This window comes from Escherichia sp. MOD1-EC5950, assembly GCF_002965345.1.
In the GTDB taxonomy this organism is placed as follows: Bacteria; Pseudomonadota; Gammaproteobacteria; order Enterobacterales; family Enterobacteriaceae; genus Escherichia; species Escherichia marmotae.
In genome coordinates this window covers 121102-136301 of sequence record NZ_PTSR01000007.1, presented here as the reverse complement: position 1 = coordinate 136301, position 15200 = coordinate 121102, and the positions used below count along the sequence as shown (strand labels likewise).

The window sequence follows — 15200 nt, the reverse complement described above, 5'->3', positions numbered from 1 at the left end:
TCCTTAGCGCGGTTTACGTAATTATCAGAACAGGAATGACTATGAAGAAATTAATTAACCAGATTGATTCTGTTGTGACAGAACAAATGGAAGGACTCATCGCCACCTGGCCACACCTGCAGGCAAATTATTCTCCCCGGTATGTGTGGTGCAAACAGAACGATAATGCGGTGGCGCTGGTTTCAGGCGGTGGCTCCGGCCACGAACCACTACATGCAGGTTTTGTTGGCATGGGTATGTTAACTGGCGCTTGCCCTGGCGAAGTCTTCACGTCACCAACACCAGATCAAATGATCGAATGTGCTAAAGCGGTTGATAATGGCTCTGGTGTTCTGTTTTTTATCAAAAATTACACTGGCGATATTCTTAATTTCGAAACCGCAGTCGAGATGCTACACGAAGAAGGCATCGCCGTTGGCACAGTCATTATTGATGATGACGTAGCTGTAAAAGACAGCTTGTACACAGCCGGGCGTCGCGGAGTTGCGGGGACGGTGTTTGTCGAAAAAATTGTCGGCGCGGCTGCGCTTCAGGGTTATGACCTTGGGCAATGCGAGCAACTTGGCAAAGATGTTAACAATGCCACCCGCTCCTTTGGCATCGCACTATCAGCCTGTACTGTTCCCGCAGCGGGAAAACCCTCATTTGAACTGGCAGATAATGAAATTGAATTTGGTGTTGGGATCCACGGTGAACCCGGTATTGAACGACGTCCCTTGCAAGACCTGAACTCTTTAATCGACGACGTGATAGCGCAGTTACTGGATAATACGCCCTGGCGACGCACATTACGCCATTGGGATCGCCATGCCGGTGGATGGATTGACGCGGCATCAATGAATGAATCATTCGATAAAAATGCTGAATATATTGTATTAATTAACGGACTTGGCAGCACACCTGAATCAGAATTATATGGTGTAACCAGGGTATTTATGCGCGCAGCACAGCGCCAGGGACTTAAGATTACACGCCAGTTGGTCGGTAATTATTGCACGTCATTAGACATGGCAGGATTTTCCATTAGCCTGCTGAAGTGTACCCCAGAGTTTTTGCAGCTTTGGGATGCCCCGGTAAATACACCGGCTCTTCGTTGGGGATGTTAATAAGGACATTATATGAAAATTCAAAACAAACATATTATCGCCTGGCTGGAGAGTTGTGCGACACATCTCACTGAACAACAAGACTTTTTAACTGCACTAGACAGAGATATTGGTGACGCCGACCACGGTCTCAATATGAATCGTGGTTTCAGTGCGGTCAAAGCGATCTTACCCGACATTGAACGTCAGCATATTGGCAACATCCTTAAAAATACCGGTATGAAACTGCTTTCCAGTGTAGGTGGAGCCAGTGGTCCCCTCTACGGCACATTATTTATTCGTGCTTCTGCGGCGGTCGGAGCCAGAACGGAGTTAAGTCTGGAAGAGTGGCTGGCGTGTCTGGAAGAAGGAATTGCCGGAGTCATCGCGCGAGGAAAAGCAGAACAAGGGGACAAAACACTGTGTGATGTCTGGGTTCCGGTACTCAACGAAGCCAAAAAAAACCTGCAAGACGGAATGTCGCATTCCCTCCTGCTGAATACGATGGTGCAAGATGCTGCAACCGCAGTTGATAACACCATCAATATGCAGGCGAAAAAAGGGCGAGCCAGCTATCTGGGCGCTCGCAGTGTGGGCCATCAGGATCCAGGCGCTACCTCCTCCTGGCTGATGATTAAGGCTATGCAGGAAGGATTCGCGGAATAAATTATGGTTGCTATTGTTATTGTTTCTCATAGCCTACGCCTCGCCCAGGGGATTGAGGAGTTAGCACTTCAAATGTCTGGTGGTGTCGTTCCTCTGGCTATTGCTGCAGGTATTGATGATCCGCAAAATCCGATTGGCACTGATGCCATAGCAATTATGTCTGCTATTGAATCGGTCTGGACGCCGGAAGGCGTTCTGGTTCTCATGGATATGGGCAGTGCATTGCTTAGTACAGAGATGGCTCTGGAATTGCTTTCTGAAGAACAGAGAAGTGCTATCTATCTTTTGGCGGCACCGATAGTGGAAGGTGCCATGTCTGCGGTGACGTCTGCGGCAGCAGGACTTTCGGCCGCGGAGATTATCGCTGAAGTGGATCTTGCCCTATGTGCCAAACAGCAGCAACTCACGCCTCATCTTGCAGACACTGCTGCACCTGCGATATCACAGGTCAATCATTCCGTCGAATGGCAAACCTTTTGCTGGACGATACGTAATCCCCACGGTATTCATGCGCGTCCGGCAGCAAGCATCCTGAAAGTATCAGCGCAATACTCTGCAAACATCATCGTCATCAAAGGGGATAAACGCGCCAGCACCAGAAGCCTCAACGAACTGGCAATGCTGGGTGTCCGCTGTGGCGATGAAATCATCTTCCAGGCCGAAGGCGTTGATGCCAGTGATGCTCTTAAGGCAATTGAAACGTTGGCGAAAGATCATTTTGGTGAGGCTCACCTGCTCGCCTCTTCTGAGATTCTGCCAACAACAATGCCGATAGTAAGCGCCCCTGTTGATGGCGCAATATCAGGCCTGTCGGTACAAAATGGTATCGCTATTGGCCCGGTAAAATGGTTTACCTGTGAACTACCGGAAATAACGCAGCGAACGGTCAATTCTCCGCAAGAAGAACTATCGCGAATTGAGTGTGCAATCGACGCTGTAGTTCGTGAACTTGCTGATAAAGCAGCAGGACCTGAAGGCGATATTTTTGCCGCCCATAAGATAATGCTTGAAGATCCCGAGATTAACCGGCAATTACAGCAAAATCTGGCAAAGGGCAAACAGGCGGAATTCGCATGGTTAGAAGTCATGCAGGCATTGGCAGAACAATATTGTCAGGCAGAAACACTCTACTTACGTGAACGCGAGGCTGATATCCGTGATCTTACGCGTCAGGTACTGAACCAGCTTTGCGGGGTAAGTGAGCAACTCTTTATGACTACCGCACCCTGTATTTTGTTAGCCAACGATCTGTTGCCTTCGCAGATAACCAGCCTGAATAAAGAGCATATTCTTGGCATTTGTCTCCATCATGGGGGAACAACGTCGCATACTGCTATTCTTGCCAGAGCGATGGGTATTCCTGCGATTGTGAAGGCAGATATTACCCCGCAAAACGTCCGCGATAACGAAATGGTTATCCTTGATGGTGAAACCGGTCGCTTGTGGTTAAATCCGGATGAAATTACCCGCCTGGATTTGCTCCAACGATCTGAAGTCTGGCAGCAAAAAAGGGATCGTCAGTTAGCTGATGCTATGCTGCCCGCTATCACGCAAAGTGGTCGTAAAATTAGCGTACTGGCGAATATTGGTGACCTGCAAGACATTGAGGCAGCGCTATCTCACGGAGCTGAAGGCGTTGGTTTGCTACGCACAGAGTTTTTATTCCATGAGTCAGCGACATTACCCGATGAGGAAGAGCAATTTCGCGTGTATTGCTCTGTTGCCCGTGCTTTTGGCGATAAACCAGTAACTATCCGCACTCTGGATATTGGTGGCGATAAACCGTTGCCGTCGTACCCGCTGCCGTCAGAAGACAACCCATTCCTTGGTCTGCGCGGCATTCGGCTGTGCCTGGCGCATCCACAAATATTTATTCCTCAATTACGCGCACTTATCCGGGCGGGGAAACAATATCCCACGCTGCAAATTATGCTGCCAATGGTTTCAACACTTGAGGAAGTCAATGCTGTCAAAACATTGATACAAGAGCAGGCCAAATTGTTGAAGATCGCTACTGAAAATCTTCCGGCACTGGGAATTATGATTGAAGTTCCGGCCGCTGTAATGATTGCGGATAAATTAGCCAGCGAGGTTGATTTCTTCTCCATCGGCACTAACGATCTGACGCAATATATTATGGCGGCAGACAGGGGAAATAGTACCGTCGCAGAACTGGTCGATTATCGTAATGATGCGGTGATCAAAGCTATTGCTATGGTGTGTCAGGCCGGACGTAACAATGAAATTCCAGTCAGTATGTGTGGCGAAATGGCCGGAGATACCCAACAAACAACGCTTCTGCTCAACATGGGAATTGATAAACTCAGCGCCAGTTCATCCCGCCTTCCGGCCCTGAAAGCGGCAATCAGAGCTTCCCACTAATGCATACCCAATGCGATACGTCTTACACGTATCGCATTTTCCACTGTTTACTGCGGCATCAAGCAACACCAGCCATTACTCTGCCAGATCAATTCCAATGTTAGCGGTTCATCGTCGTGGTACAGCATCATCTCCAGACTGATTGCCAGATCGTGGCAATATACTTCTTTCAGACTCACCTGCAATGCTGCAATACGTGGTTCATGAAATAAAAGAGCGGAACGCAACTGGCGGCAATACCAACTCTGGAGACGTTTGTCGCACTTATTATGCCCTTGCCACTCAGGCATGCCAGAAACAAGTAATGTTGGTAGCGGTGAATGAGGAGAATTAAAAAGTTGAAAGAGATCCTGGCATACGGAATCACGCAGCAATGATGTATTGCTTCCTGTTTTTTCAGGTAATACGGTCTGAAGTAATTGGCGCATCATTTTGCGCACTCCTGACGTTTAGCGGCATCGATATCTTGCCCTGACGGCAGGATACCACTGAGTTGATGCTCATTTTCCATAGTCATTCCTTTTTGCTCATTACGTCCGTGACTGATACAGGCCTAATTCTTGCCCGCGAAGTATAAGACCCTGAACAGAAATGAAGATCCACTTACTTTTTATTTAAAAAGATATAATTTGATAAAAATCACTAAATCAGATAGAAACAAATCAATATATTTTGATTATTCCGAATGATTACTCAGATTTAAATAGAGATATAATATTTATAAAAGATATGTAATAAGTAATTATTAAATTACTCATAGTTTATTATTAATAATATATGTTATTACATGGCTACAAGACCCGGTGCAAAGCAGCTCAACTTTGCACCAGAAATAAGGGTTCAGGCGTCAACTTTATCCAATGGCCAGGAGTCAAAGAGATAACCATCAAAATAGATATCATCGACGTTGGAAAATTCCAGCAAACGCTGTTTCACATTTTCCAGATGCTGCCACATTGCCAGCTTCGCCGCACGGGCGTCTTTTTTGATTAACGCCGCGAGGATCTGTTTGTGATCGCCCAGCCACTCTTTGCGGTATAAGCTGTCATCCAGATGGCTGTGCAACTGGATCCACATCGGATTGTTTTCCCGCCACTGCCAGGACTGACGGAACAACTCCACCAGCATACTGTTATGGGTTGCTTCGGCAATGGCGAGGTGAAACTGCATGTCACCGCTTTCGCTGCTGCCCGGCGCACTGGAAGCCAGTTCGCGTTCTTCAAGCTGCAATGCCTGGCGCATTTTCACAATATCTTCCCGTGTTGCCTGCAAGGCGGCAAACTCGGCTATGTTGCTCTCCAGCAACTGGCGCGCCTGTAACAGCTCAAAAGGACCAGCGTCGTTGCAGGCGTTAACATCTGCGCTGTCCGCACTCTTACTGGTGGAACTGTCAAGAACATAGATACCGGCACCACGGCGTACTTCTACCAGCCCTTTGATCTCCAGCATGATCAATGCTTCACGTACCACAGTACGCGTGACGTCGAGCATTTCTGCGATCTCACGCTCCGGCGGCAGCCGTTCGCCAGGATTGTACGGCGTCTTAATGATCAGATCGCGGATCATTGCCCCGACTTCCTGGTAAGGTCTTTGCGCAGAGGTGGCAGATTTCATGGTGTTGTGTCCGTTAGGTGCGGTTAATCAAATTTTTGCCGGATGCGGCGTGAACGCCTTATCCGGCCTACAACGGGCAATTTTACGGCACCCGTTAATCTCAAACTATACCATTTGCACTGGAAGTTGGCACGTACAGGTGGGCAAAAAAACGAAAACTGGTCAACCAAATATAAATTTGATTGACCAGTCAGTCTGTAGGGTAATCAGTCAGTTACAGAACAGCCACGCACTCACGCGCACCACGTTCGCACAGTTGCTGATATGCAGTCGTCACCGCGCCAACAAAGTCCGCGTTCTGCGGCAGATCATCGGCAAAAATACCGCTCAGACCCAGCAGAGCTTTCACACGTTCCGCCCCCTGATATTGCGCGTTGATCTTCTGGAACTCCGCCAGCATCGGGTCGACCACGTCGATGGCGTTGCCTTGCTCATCAATCCCTTGGGTGTAACGCATCCAGCCCGCGACGCCGAGTGCCAGATGACGCCAGCTACCGCCGTTTTGCAAATGCAAGCGAACCGGATCCAGCAGACGCTGCGGCAACTTCTGGCTGCCGTCCATCGCAATCTGCCAGGTGCGATGACGCAGAGACGGGTTGCTGAAACGCTCGATCAGCAGCGTCGCATACGCGTTCAGGTCTGTACCTTCCGGCATCGACAGCGTCGGCGCTTGTTCCTGCATCATCAGAGCAAAGGCTGCTTTGCGATAATCCGCGTTGGTCATGGTATCAGCGATGGTTTCATAACCACCGAGGTAACCGAGGTACGCCAGGAAAGAGTGACTGCCGTTAAGCATACGCAGTTTCATCATTTCGAACGGAACAACGTCCGCAACGAACTGTGCGCCGACTTTATCCCAGTCCGGGCGACCATTGACGAAGTTATCTTCAATCACCCACTGACGGAACGGCTCGCAGGCAATGGCACACGGATCGTAAACGCCCAACTGGTCAGCAATTTCCTGCAATGTTTCAGGAGTAGCCGCCGGAACAATGCGGTCAACCATTGTGCACGGGAAAGTCACGTTCTCTTCAATCCATGCCGCCAGTTGCGGATCACGAGCCTGAGCCAGTCCCAGTACTGCGACTTTCGCCACATGACCGTTTTCACGCACGTTGTCGCAAGACATCACCGTAAAAGCTTTCAGCCCTTTTTCACGACGCAGACGCAGGGCTTCTACGATGTAACCAATTGCAGACTTCGGCGCGGTCGGGTTTTCCAGATCGTGCTTAATCAGCGGGTTATTGAGATCCAACTGACCGCTTGCCGCGTCGGCACAGTAGCCTTTTTCCGTGACCGTCAGGGAAACAATTGCCGTCTGCGGACGCGCCATCGCGTTCAGAATGCCTTCGCAACCGTCGATTTCAGGGTGCAGCGCTTCTTTCATCGAACCGATAATTTTCAGCTCGGTGCTTTCTGCGCCTTTTTCCGCCACGGTATACAACAGTTGCTGTTTTTTCAGGTTTTCGATCAGCACGCGGTCGTTACCTGGCATCAGGTTAACTTCGCAGATCCCCCAGTCGCTGTCGGTGCTTTCCAGCAAATGGTGGGTATACAGCGCCTGGTGCGCGCGGTGGAACGCCCCGCAACCGAGATGCACAATGCGTGATTCCAGACGAGAATGATCCCATGACGGGCGGGCAACCGGCAGATTGCTGTCAACAATAGTAGTCATCGTAAACTCCAGAATCCGTCTTCAGAGAGTGACGGCAAGGAAGAAGGAACCGGCACGGCGCGAAGCCATGCCGGTGAGTATTAACGGCTAAAGAAAGCGCGTTGGATCGCCAGTTCGACACCGCGAACTTCGGCCAGGCCTTTCAGACGACCAATAGCGGAGTAACCAGGGTTGGTTTTCTTCTTCAGGTCGTCCAGCATCTGGTGACCGTGGTCCGGACGCATCGGGATCAGGTCTTCTTTGCCTTCCGCTTTACGACGGTGCTCTTCTTCAACGATCGCTTTCACCACTTCGTACATATCAACGTCACCGTTCAGGTGCGCCGCTTCGTGGAAGGTTTTCGGGTTTTCTTCACGCATGGTGGAACGCAGATGGGTGAAGTAAATACGTGGACCAAACTGCTTGATCATATCAACCAGATCGTTGTCAGCACGCACGCCGTAAGAACCGGTACACATGGTGAAACCGTTCGCCATGCTGTTTACGGTGTCAACCATCCACTGCATATCTTCAATGGTGGAAACGATGCGCGGCAGGCCGAGGATCGGGCGCGGCGGATCGTCCGGGTGAACAGCCATGCGCACGCCAACTTCTTCCGCAACCGGAATGATCGCCTTCAGGAAGACAGCAAAGTTTTCGCGCAGTTTGGCTTTGTCGATATCTTTGTACAGTTCCAGGTGCTTACGGAACTGATCGAGGGTGTAGCCTTCTTCCGCGCCCGGCAGACCCGCAATGATGTTACGAGTCAGACGCGCTTTGTCTTCATCGCTCATGGTGGCGAAGCGTTCTGCTGCCTGAGCAATTTCTTCTTCGGTGTAATCCGCTTCTGCGCCTGGACGTTTCAGGATGTGCATTTCGAATGCAGCAAATTCGATCTGGTCGAAGCGCAGTGCTTTGGAGCCATCCGGTAGCACATATTCGAGGTCAGTACGGGTCCAGTCGAGAACCGGCATGAAGTTGTAGCACACGGTGCGAATGCCGCACTGCGCCAGGTTGCGCAGGGTCTGCTGATAGTTAGCAATCCACTGCTCATAGTTGCCAGTGTGAGTTTTGATATCTTCGTGAATTGGCACGCTTTCCACGACAGACCACACCAGGCCCGCGTCTTCAATGATAGCCTTGCGTTTGAGGATTTCTTCAACGGACCATACTTCGCCGTTCGGGATATGGTGCAGCGCGGTAACCACGCCAGTTGCGCCCGCCTGACGGACATCTGCTAAAGAAACCGGATCGTTAGGGCCGTACCAGCGCCAGGTCTGTTCCATGATATTTCCTCTTTCACATAGCGGGTTCCACAGCGAAGAGACGCGGAACCCCGGAGTTGTTTAGGTATCCGGATGAACAACCAGACCGCAGCCGTGGCGTTGCATCGGATGAGATGGCGTATAAGTTCTACCTTTTGGTAAGACATGTCAACCCGAATTCTAAAATTGGTTAACCACATCACAAGAAATCCACTCTCACACAGGTTGATGCAAATTACAGCAAAGGGTATTCAGCGGTTATTGATCGGGGGATGTGATATTCATCGCAACAATGGTTGACCAATTTGCATAACATGTCGCCCAAAATAGCAATGGTTCAACCAGGTAAGGTAAAACGTTATGCATGTGCTTAACATTCTTTGGGTGGTATTCGGCATCGGCCTGATGCTGGTACTGAATTTGAAGTTCAAGATCAACTCGATGGTGGCTTTGCTGGTGGCAGCGTTGTCCGTTGGGATGCTGGCGGGTATGGATCTGATGTCGCTGCTGCACACCATGAAAGCGGGCTTTGGCAACACGCTGGGGGAACTGGCGATCATCGTGGTGTTCGGTGCGGTCATCGGTAAGCTGATGGTTGACTCTGGTGCGGCTCACCAGATAGCGCACACGCTGCTGGCGCGTCTCGGCCTGCGCTATGTTCAGATATCGGTGATCATCATCGGCCTGATTTTCGGTCTGGCGATGTTCTATGAAGTGGCCTTTATCATGCTGGCACCGCTGGTGATCGTGATTGCCGCCGAAGCTAAAATTCCCTTCCTGAAACTGGCTATCCCGGCAGTAGCGGCTGCAACCACCGCACATTCACTGTTCCCACCGCAGCCGGGTCCGGTGGCGCTGGTCAATGCTTACGGCGCAGATATGGGGATGGTTTACATCTATGGCGTGCTGGTGACTATTCCCAGCGTTATCTGTGCGGGGCTGATCCTGCCGAAGTTTCTCGGTAATCTTGAGCGCCCAACGCCGTCATTCCTGAAAGCGGATCAACCGGTAGATATGAATAACCTGCCCTCTTTCGGCATTTCCATTCTTGTGCCGTTGATCCCGGCGATCATTATGATCTCCACCACCATCGCTAATATTTGGTTAGTAAAAGACACACCGGCATGGGAAGTGGTTAACTTTATTGGTTCCTCCCCAATTGCGATGTTTATCGCGATGGTGGTTGCGTTCGTACTCTTTGGCACCGCACGCGGCCACGACATGCAGTGGGTGATGAACGCCTTTGAAAGCGCGGTAAAAAGTATTGCGATGGTGATTCTGATCATCGGTGCAGGCGGCGTGCTGAAGCAAACCATTATCGACACAGGCATTGGTGACACCATCGGCATGCTGATGTCGCACGGCAACATTTCTCCATACATCATGGCGTGGCTGATCACCGTGCTGATTCGTCTGGCGACTGGTCAGGGTGTCGTTTCAGCGATGACCGCCGCGGGGATTATCAGTGCCGCAATTCTTGATCCGGCAACCGGTCAATTGGTTGGTGTAAATCCGGCGCTGCTGGTTCTGGCAACTGCCGCGGGTTCCAACACCCTTACCCACATTAACGATGCCTCTTTCTGGCTGTTCAAAGGTTATTTTGATCTGTCAGTAAAAGACACCCTGAAAACCTGGGGTCTGCTGGAGCTGGTCAACTCCGTGGTTGGGCTGATTATTGTGTTGATTATCAGTATGGTGGCGTAAAGGAATATCAGAGCCTGCCATTGGCAGGCTCAGTTCGGATGGTTGGCAACGTGCGCCTTGTTTATGCCAGATGCGGCGCTGGCGCGTCTTATCTGGCCTACAAAAAGCTAACATACAGGTTTTGTAAGCCTGATAGCCATCAGGCAAATATTGCGTACTCGCATTGGCAACCCCTGTGATTTCTTTATTGATAAACAAAAGTCACACCAATAATTGACTGCACATTACCTGCAGTCACCTGCCCTCCAGTACGTGCGTAATTTGCCGTTAACCCAAGACTTACCGCTGAAGTCCCTACTGCCCCTAATGACACAGTGCTATTCGCTGGAATAATCGTACCGTTGCGCGTCAACTGCACGCCGACGCCCTGTGCTGGCGAAAACGACGCCGTGTTGGTGAAAATCGAGTTGTCCGCATCTGCGGTTGTACCTGAAAGGTAATACCCCAGGTTTTGGCTTTTCGCACAATAAACAGTAAGAGGAATCAGCACCGAGCCGGGGTAGTCCGGCAGAGTGACGGTGACATCTCGCGCAGAAACATCACAACCACCGGTAGGCACCACCACATCGTTATTGGCATAAATATTCCAGACAAACTGGAAATCATCGCCGTTATAGTTGTTGGTCTGGCGCAAAATGAGCACGGCTATTAATGAACCAGCCTTAATCGCCACTCCGCCCGCACTGCTGACAGGCGTCAGATAAAGCGCCACTGGCCAGGGCTTATCCGTTCTCGAATTATAAACAACGCGTGGCGTTTCGCTGGTGGTAGGAAAAGGATAGCTACTGCCATTATATTTTACGGTTCCGGAAAAATTAGATAACACGCCGCCATAAGCTGAACCTCGTTGCAGTGTTACATAGTCTGTAATGGTTTCCGGGTAATCGTTATGGCAAAAGATCTGCGTCGAAAGATCCACGACCAGGTTTTGCCCCACATTCACTGCGGGCGCAAGGTTAACATAGACATTGGCGCTGCCGCCGCCAATAGGGATAGCCGTACCATTAGCGGTTTTACAGGCGAATGACCAGGCATTTACCGACCAGCCCATCAGCAGTACAGTAAATAAGGTAATAACGCGTTTCATTACAATCATCTCTTCGGGTTAGCTGTAGGTATAGGTGATGCTAATCACTGCCTGAATGGTTCCCTGGGTGGCACCACCATTTACCGTCAATGCTCTGACCTGCAACGGAAAGTGCGCAGATTGAGAGGAATCATCCACCTGAACAGTTTTGGTTGCGCCGGTGTTCAATGTGTTGCCGTTGTCATCCTGTAGCTCTAACTGGATGTTTTGCGCGGTTCCCTGGTTTTTATAATATCCGGTGCTGTCAGCCGCCCCGCTGAAACTGGCGGTGACTCTGGACGTTCCCACCGGACAATTCGTCAACTCAAGCGCAACATCATGCCAGGACGATGCCGCTCCGGCAGACATCAGGCTGAAAGAATAAAGATCGCCGAGATCAACCGTGGCATTGGTGGTGGAAACTGTGCACGGTTTGGCGACGACCTTACCATTCACCGTAATGGTGACATCGGCTGCCCGTACCGTCGCGCTTGCGAGCGCCAACATTGCCGCCAATAAATACCCACGTTTGCGCCATTTCATGAGCATCTCCAGTTACTGATATTCAAGAGTGAAGGTTGCCGTGGCATTGATATGCCCCGCAGTGACAGGCACCTGTGTCGCCATTAGCCGGGCGTAAAAATTCAGCGTATTTGGTTTACCCGGCGTCAGGGTCGTCCACGAAATCGCGGACGATGGGGCATTAAGTGGTATCTGATTTTGTTGCTCATTCAGAAGCTGTATTCCCAGTCCCGCAGCCGCTGACACAGTCTTTTCAAGTGCAAGCAGGTTGGAATTATGGCTATCTGCAACACCGGTAAATCCGATCTTTACAGCAGAGACGGCATTACCACAGGGTGACAGCAAAATACGAAAAGGAACGACCGGAGTCGTCGCCCCAATGTTGTTAAATTGCTTCGCCGCATTTTCCAGCAAATCAACGGTAAAATTGGTTGATTCAACTGCCACACTACAGCCGTTATCCCTGACATAGCCGCGGATAGTAATCGTGCTATCCGCAGCCAAAGCGTGACTGACAACCAGCCACAAAAAAGCGCACAGAAGATAAAAAGGTTTGCTTTTCATCACGCCCCCTTAACGACATTCAACTGATAGCTGGGTTAATAACTGCTGCTGACTCTCAGGTGGCAGTTTGTAATCTGCGACACAGTGAGCATTCTCCCCTTCTCCCCATTTCACCTGAACTTTTCCCGCTAAAGGCATCCCGCTGAGGTAAACCTGGCCATTATCCGCAACAATGCCGCTACTCTGGCTACTCTCTGATGTGACCATCGCACCAAACGGCAGCGGCTTATTATTGTGGGTCAGCGTCATGAGCAGTTTTATCCCAACGCGCGCTTTAAACTCTGCTCGCACGATTGCCCCACGGGTGGGAACAACGTTAGCGACCGCGTTATCTAAATCGACGTTATCAGCCAGGGTATTGGTATCCAGTGCCACTCTATTTTCCCGATATTCAGTGGCATAAGGCAGCACGGCATAACCGCGCCAGTCGGTACGAACACCTGTCTGGTTTTCGACTTTTACATCTTTTGCTCCAGGCGCTTTAATCAGCACAACCGTATCGTTTAACGGCTGCCCCAGCGTTACGCCATTGGCATGGGCCAATACCCCACCGCTGACTCCGTAATAGACCTGCTTAATATCATCGCTATGGCTGTAACCTATGTTGGCATTGCCATAACCGCCGCGATAATTCAGCGCTGCGTAGCCTGTACTTCCGCTATTCCCATCGCCACCTCCGGCATATCCGGTTTGTACGCTGTAGCTGAGGTTGTTGTCTTCCAGCAACGTACCGTATACACCGGCCAGGTTGGTCATCCGACCATTGAGATCGTGTGACATGCTGTAGCTGGCACTGGCATGTCGCCACTGAGATTTACTGTCAGAACGCAGCCAGTGGCTGAAAGGAATATTGACGTTAAGAGCCAACATCTGATCTCGTCCTTTTTGCCAGGCGTTTTTCGTCAGGCTATAGCTGAGCGTCCAGTTGATATCCTCGAATGCGGTATTTAATCCGGCCTGGAATTGCTCATCGACATTACTCGTTCCCCAATAAGTCTGATGGCTACCACTCAAATAAAGTGTTGATGTGCGCCCAACTTGCTGAGTGACAGTAAGTTGTAATTTTCCGCGTTTGTTATAAGCGAGGTTGTAATAGTCGGTGAATTTCGGCTTAACCTGAATAACACCATCCTGCGTTTCAATGTTGTAGCCATTCATTCGGCGGTATGTTGTATCAGCGAAATTGAAATATCCGCTGGTCGAATAGCGGTAACCCACTAACTGAATATTCGTGCCTGACTCATTGAGCGATTTGTTATAAAGAAAACGCACTGATTGTCCGTCATGCTGACTTTCATCGGGAAGTGTGGCATTAGCCTGCGTCATATCCACGGACAGAGCCCCCAATGTCCCCATGTTTTTCCCGACACCGAAATTAAAAGCACGATAACGATCCGCCAGTTGAGTACCGCCGTATATTGTCCAGCCAGCCGGGAGGCCGTGGAGTAACGTACTCTGGAAAAAGCGGGGGTTTTCCTGTTGCGCATTACCACTGCGGTACTCTCCAGCCGTAATGGAATAACGTGTATGTCCCTCACGCTGCAGGAGCGGTACTGACGAATAGGGTACGGTAAAGATCTGTGTGCTGCCGTCGGCCTCTTTAATCGTTACCTGCAAGTCACCACTATTACCTGCGGCATAGAGATCATTAATAGTAAAAGGCCCCGGTGGCACCGTACTATTATAAATGTCATACCCGTTCTGTTTAATAGATACTTGTGCAGTACCACGTGCAATACCGTGGATCACCGGGGCAAATCCTCTCTGGCTATCGGGTAACATATTGTCATCTGAGGCCAACTGTGCGCCGCGAAAGTTAATACCATCGAAAATATCGCCCTGGGTATAACCATCGCCCAACGTCAGGCGAGAACGTAACGGAATTATGTCTCGCTCAAGCCAGGTATTGATATGTTGCCATTTATTTTTGCTACCTGATGAACTGCCGCTACTGTTATAATTCCAGGTAGTATTGTCGCGTAAACGCCACGCACCAATATTTAATCCACTCTGCAGGTTTAAATATGCATAATGGCTGTTACCCCCAATCCGATTCTGCACACTATTTCCACTGAAGTTATAATTGAGTAATCCGGCATTAATACCTGAATCCCACAACTCTGGTGGAATATAGCCACGCGCACGCTGATTCATAAATGCCTGCGGGATCGTGAGGTTAAGCCGCTGCAGGCCAACATCTAAATGCGCAGTGGCTTCATTGATCATCGAAGTTAATGGTACGCAGGCATCAGCCGCCAGCAGATTCATACCGGAAACAGAGGCCGTATTCAGCCCCATACTGGCGAGTTGTGCGCGTGTCAGACAAGGGACAATCCCTTGTTCACTCTCCCCCGTATTAAACGTGACATCTCGTGTCGCCATATAACCATTATTCATATAGATATCGACACGATACGTTCCCGGCGGTAATTCTTGTCCATTTTCAAAACTCGATAAATCGGCAACAGCCTGAGGATCATCCGCTAAAAAGCGCGGGTTAAAATAGAGTTCGGCAGATGAAAAAGGTGCCTGTGCAGCAAATGCACAGGCAACAGAGAGCCGGATAAAAAAACCAGCCAGACAAGGCTTACGATTATGCAAGCATTGCGTGTTTCGCTGGTAAAATCTTAAATTCAGATATGACATTATTCCTCCGGTTAAAAATCACCCGGCAGTCA

General features: G+C 50.0%; 12 protein-coding genes. 4 read left to right on the top strand and 8 right to left on the bottom strand.

Going from position 1 to position 15200, the window contains the following annotated elements:
- Positions 1-41 precede the first annotated feature (41 nt).
- The 3 genes from dhaK to ptsP are packed head-to-tail and all read left to right on the top strand — an operon-like array spanning position 42 to position 4133.
- Positions 42-1106: a dihydroxyacetone kinase subunit DhaK gene (gene dhaK / locus BEA93_RS10555; RefSeq protein ID WP_000733763.1), complete on the top strand. Its 1065-nt coding sequence runs from the start codon at positions 42-44 to the stop codon at positions 1104-1106.
- A 12-nt stretch (positions 1107-1118) separates the two neighbouring features.
- A complete protein-coding gene (gene dhaL, locus BEA93_RS10550) occupies positions 1119-1751 on the top strand; it encodes a dihydroxyacetone kinase subunit DhaL (protein WP_000701649.1) in 633 nt (210 codons plus the stop codon).
- Between the two features lie 3 nt (positions 1752-1754).
- Positions 1755-4133: a phosphoenolpyruvate--protein phosphotransferase gene (ptsP, locus tag BEA93_RS10545; RefSeq protein WP_016249532.1), complete on the top strand. Its 2379-nt coding sequence runs from the start codon at positions 1755-1757 to the stop codon at positions 4131-4133.
- 47 nt (positions 4134-4180) lie between these two features.
- Here ptsP and iraD read toward each other — a convergent pair whose 3' ends face one another.
- The 4 genes from iraD to uxuA form a co-directional block, all read right to left on the bottom strand.
- Complete coding sequence (gene iraD / locus BEA93_RS10540; RefSeq protein WP_010378341.1) at positions 4181-4564, bottom strand: anti-adapter protein IraD; 384 nt, start codon at positions 4562-4564, stop codon at positions 4181-4183.
- A 409-nt stretch (positions 4565-4973) separates the two neighbouring features.
- Entirely contained in the window at positions 4974-5747 is a 774-nt protein-coding gene (uxuR, locus tag BEA93_RS10535) for a Uxu operon transcriptional regulator (protein ID WP_000833695.1), read from the bottom strand.
- A gap of 214 nt (positions 5748-5961) precedes the next feature.
- A complete protein-coding gene (locus tag BEA93_RS10530) occupies positions 5962-7422 on the bottom strand; it encodes a fructuronate reductase (RefSeq protein ID WP_105224534.1) in 1461 nt (486 codons plus the stop codon).
- Between the two features lie 80 nt (positions 7423-7502).
- Positions 7503-8687, bottom strand: coding sequence for a mannonate dehydratase (uxuA, locus tag BEA93_RS10525; RefSeq protein ID WP_001517676.1), 1185 nt, complete (start codon positions 8685-8687; stop codon positions 7503-7505).
- Positions 8688-9026: 339 nt separating this feature from the next.
- Between uxuA and gntP the strand changes: the two genes are divergently transcribed.
- Complete coding sequence (gene gntP / locus BEA93_RS10515) at positions 9027-10370, top strand: gluconate permease GntP (RefSeq protein ID WP_000558241.1); 1344 nt, start codon at positions 9027-9029, stop codon at positions 10368-10370.
- 184 nt (positions 10371-10554) lie between these two features.
- On the opposite strand, the gene fimH is transcribed toward gntP, so the two are convergent.
- Genes fimH through fimD form a run of 4 tightly spaced genes read right to left on the bottom strand, consistent with a single transcriptional unit; the run spans position 10555 to position 15168 of the window.
- Entirely contained in the window at positions 10555-11457 is a 903-nt protein-coding gene (fimH, locus tag BEA93_RS10510) for a type 1 fimbria D-mannose specific adhesin FimH (protein WP_105224535.1), read from the bottom strand.
- Between the two features lie 18 nt (positions 11458-11475).
- Positions 11476-11979 (bottom strand): type 1 fimbria minor subunit FimG, encoded by a 504-nt coding sequence (gene fimG, locus BEA93_RS10505; RefSeq protein WP_000872022.1) that lies wholly within the window; start codon positions 11977-11979, stop codon positions 11476-11478.
- Positions 11980-11991: 12 nt separating this feature from the next.
- Positions 11992-12522 carry a type 1 fimbria minor subunit FimF gene (gene fimF, locus BEA93_RS10500; RefSeq protein ID WP_000837649.1) on the bottom strand — a complete coding sequence of 177 codons (531 nt, stop codon included), beginning with the start codon at positions 12520-12522 and terminating at the stop codon, positions 11992-11994.
- Between the two features lie 9 nt (positions 12523-12531).
- Complete coding sequence (gene fimD, locus BEA93_RS10495; protein WP_105224536.1) at positions 12532-15168, bottom strand: fimbrial usher FimD; 2637 nt, start codon at positions 15166-15168, stop codon at positions 12532-12534.
- Positions 15169-15200: the final 32 nt, after the last annotated feature.

Excerpts from the sequence above, each read along its gene's own strand:
- fimF (WP_000837649.1), bottom strand. The coding sequence starts at position 12,522 with ATGAAAAGCAAACCTTTTTATCTTCTGTGCGCTTTTTTGTGGCTGGTT.
- BEA93_RS10530 (WP_105224534.1), bottom strand. The coding sequence starts at position 7,422 with ATGACTACTATTGTTGACAGCAATCTGCCGGTTGCCCGCCCGTCATGG.
- gntP (WP_000558241.1), top strand. The coding sequence starts at position 9,027 with ATGCATGTGCTTAACATTCTTTGGGTGGTATTCGGCATCGGCCTGATG.
- fimG (WP_000872022.1), bottom strand. The coding sequence starts at position 11,979 with ATGAAATGGCGCAAACGTGGGTATTTATTGGCGGCAATGTTGGCGCTC.
- fimH (WP_105224535.1), bottom strand. The coding sequence starts at position 11,457 with ATGAAACGCGTTATTACCTTATTTACTGTACTGCTGATGGGCTGGTCG.
- iraD (WP_010378341.1), bottom strand. The coding sequence starts at position 4,564 with ATGATGCGCCAATTACTTCAGACCGTATTACCTGAAAAAACAGGAAGC.
- ptsP (WP_016249532.1), top strand. The coding sequence starts at position 1,755 with ATGGTTGCTATTGTTATTGTTTCTCATAGCCTACGCCTCGCCCAGGGG.
- uxuA (WP_001517676.1), bottom strand. The coding sequence starts at position 8,687 with ATGGAACAGACCTGGCGCTGGTACGGCCCTAACGATCCGGTTTCTTTA.
- fimD (WP_105224536.1), bottom strand. The coding sequence starts at position 15,168 with ATGTCATATCTGAATTTAAGATTTTACCAGCGAAACACGCAATGCTTG.
- uxuR (WP_000833695.1), bottom strand. The coding sequence starts at position 5,747 with ATGAAATCTGCCACCTCTGCGCAAAGACCTTACCAGGAAGTCGGGGCA.
- dhaL (WP_000701649.1), top strand. The coding sequence starts at position 1,119 with ATGAAAATTCAAAACAAACATATTATCGCCTGGCTGGAGAGTTGTGCG.
- dhaK (WP_000733763.1), top strand. The coding sequence starts at position 42 with ATGAAGAAATTAATTAACCAGATTGATTCTGTTGTGACAGAACAAATG.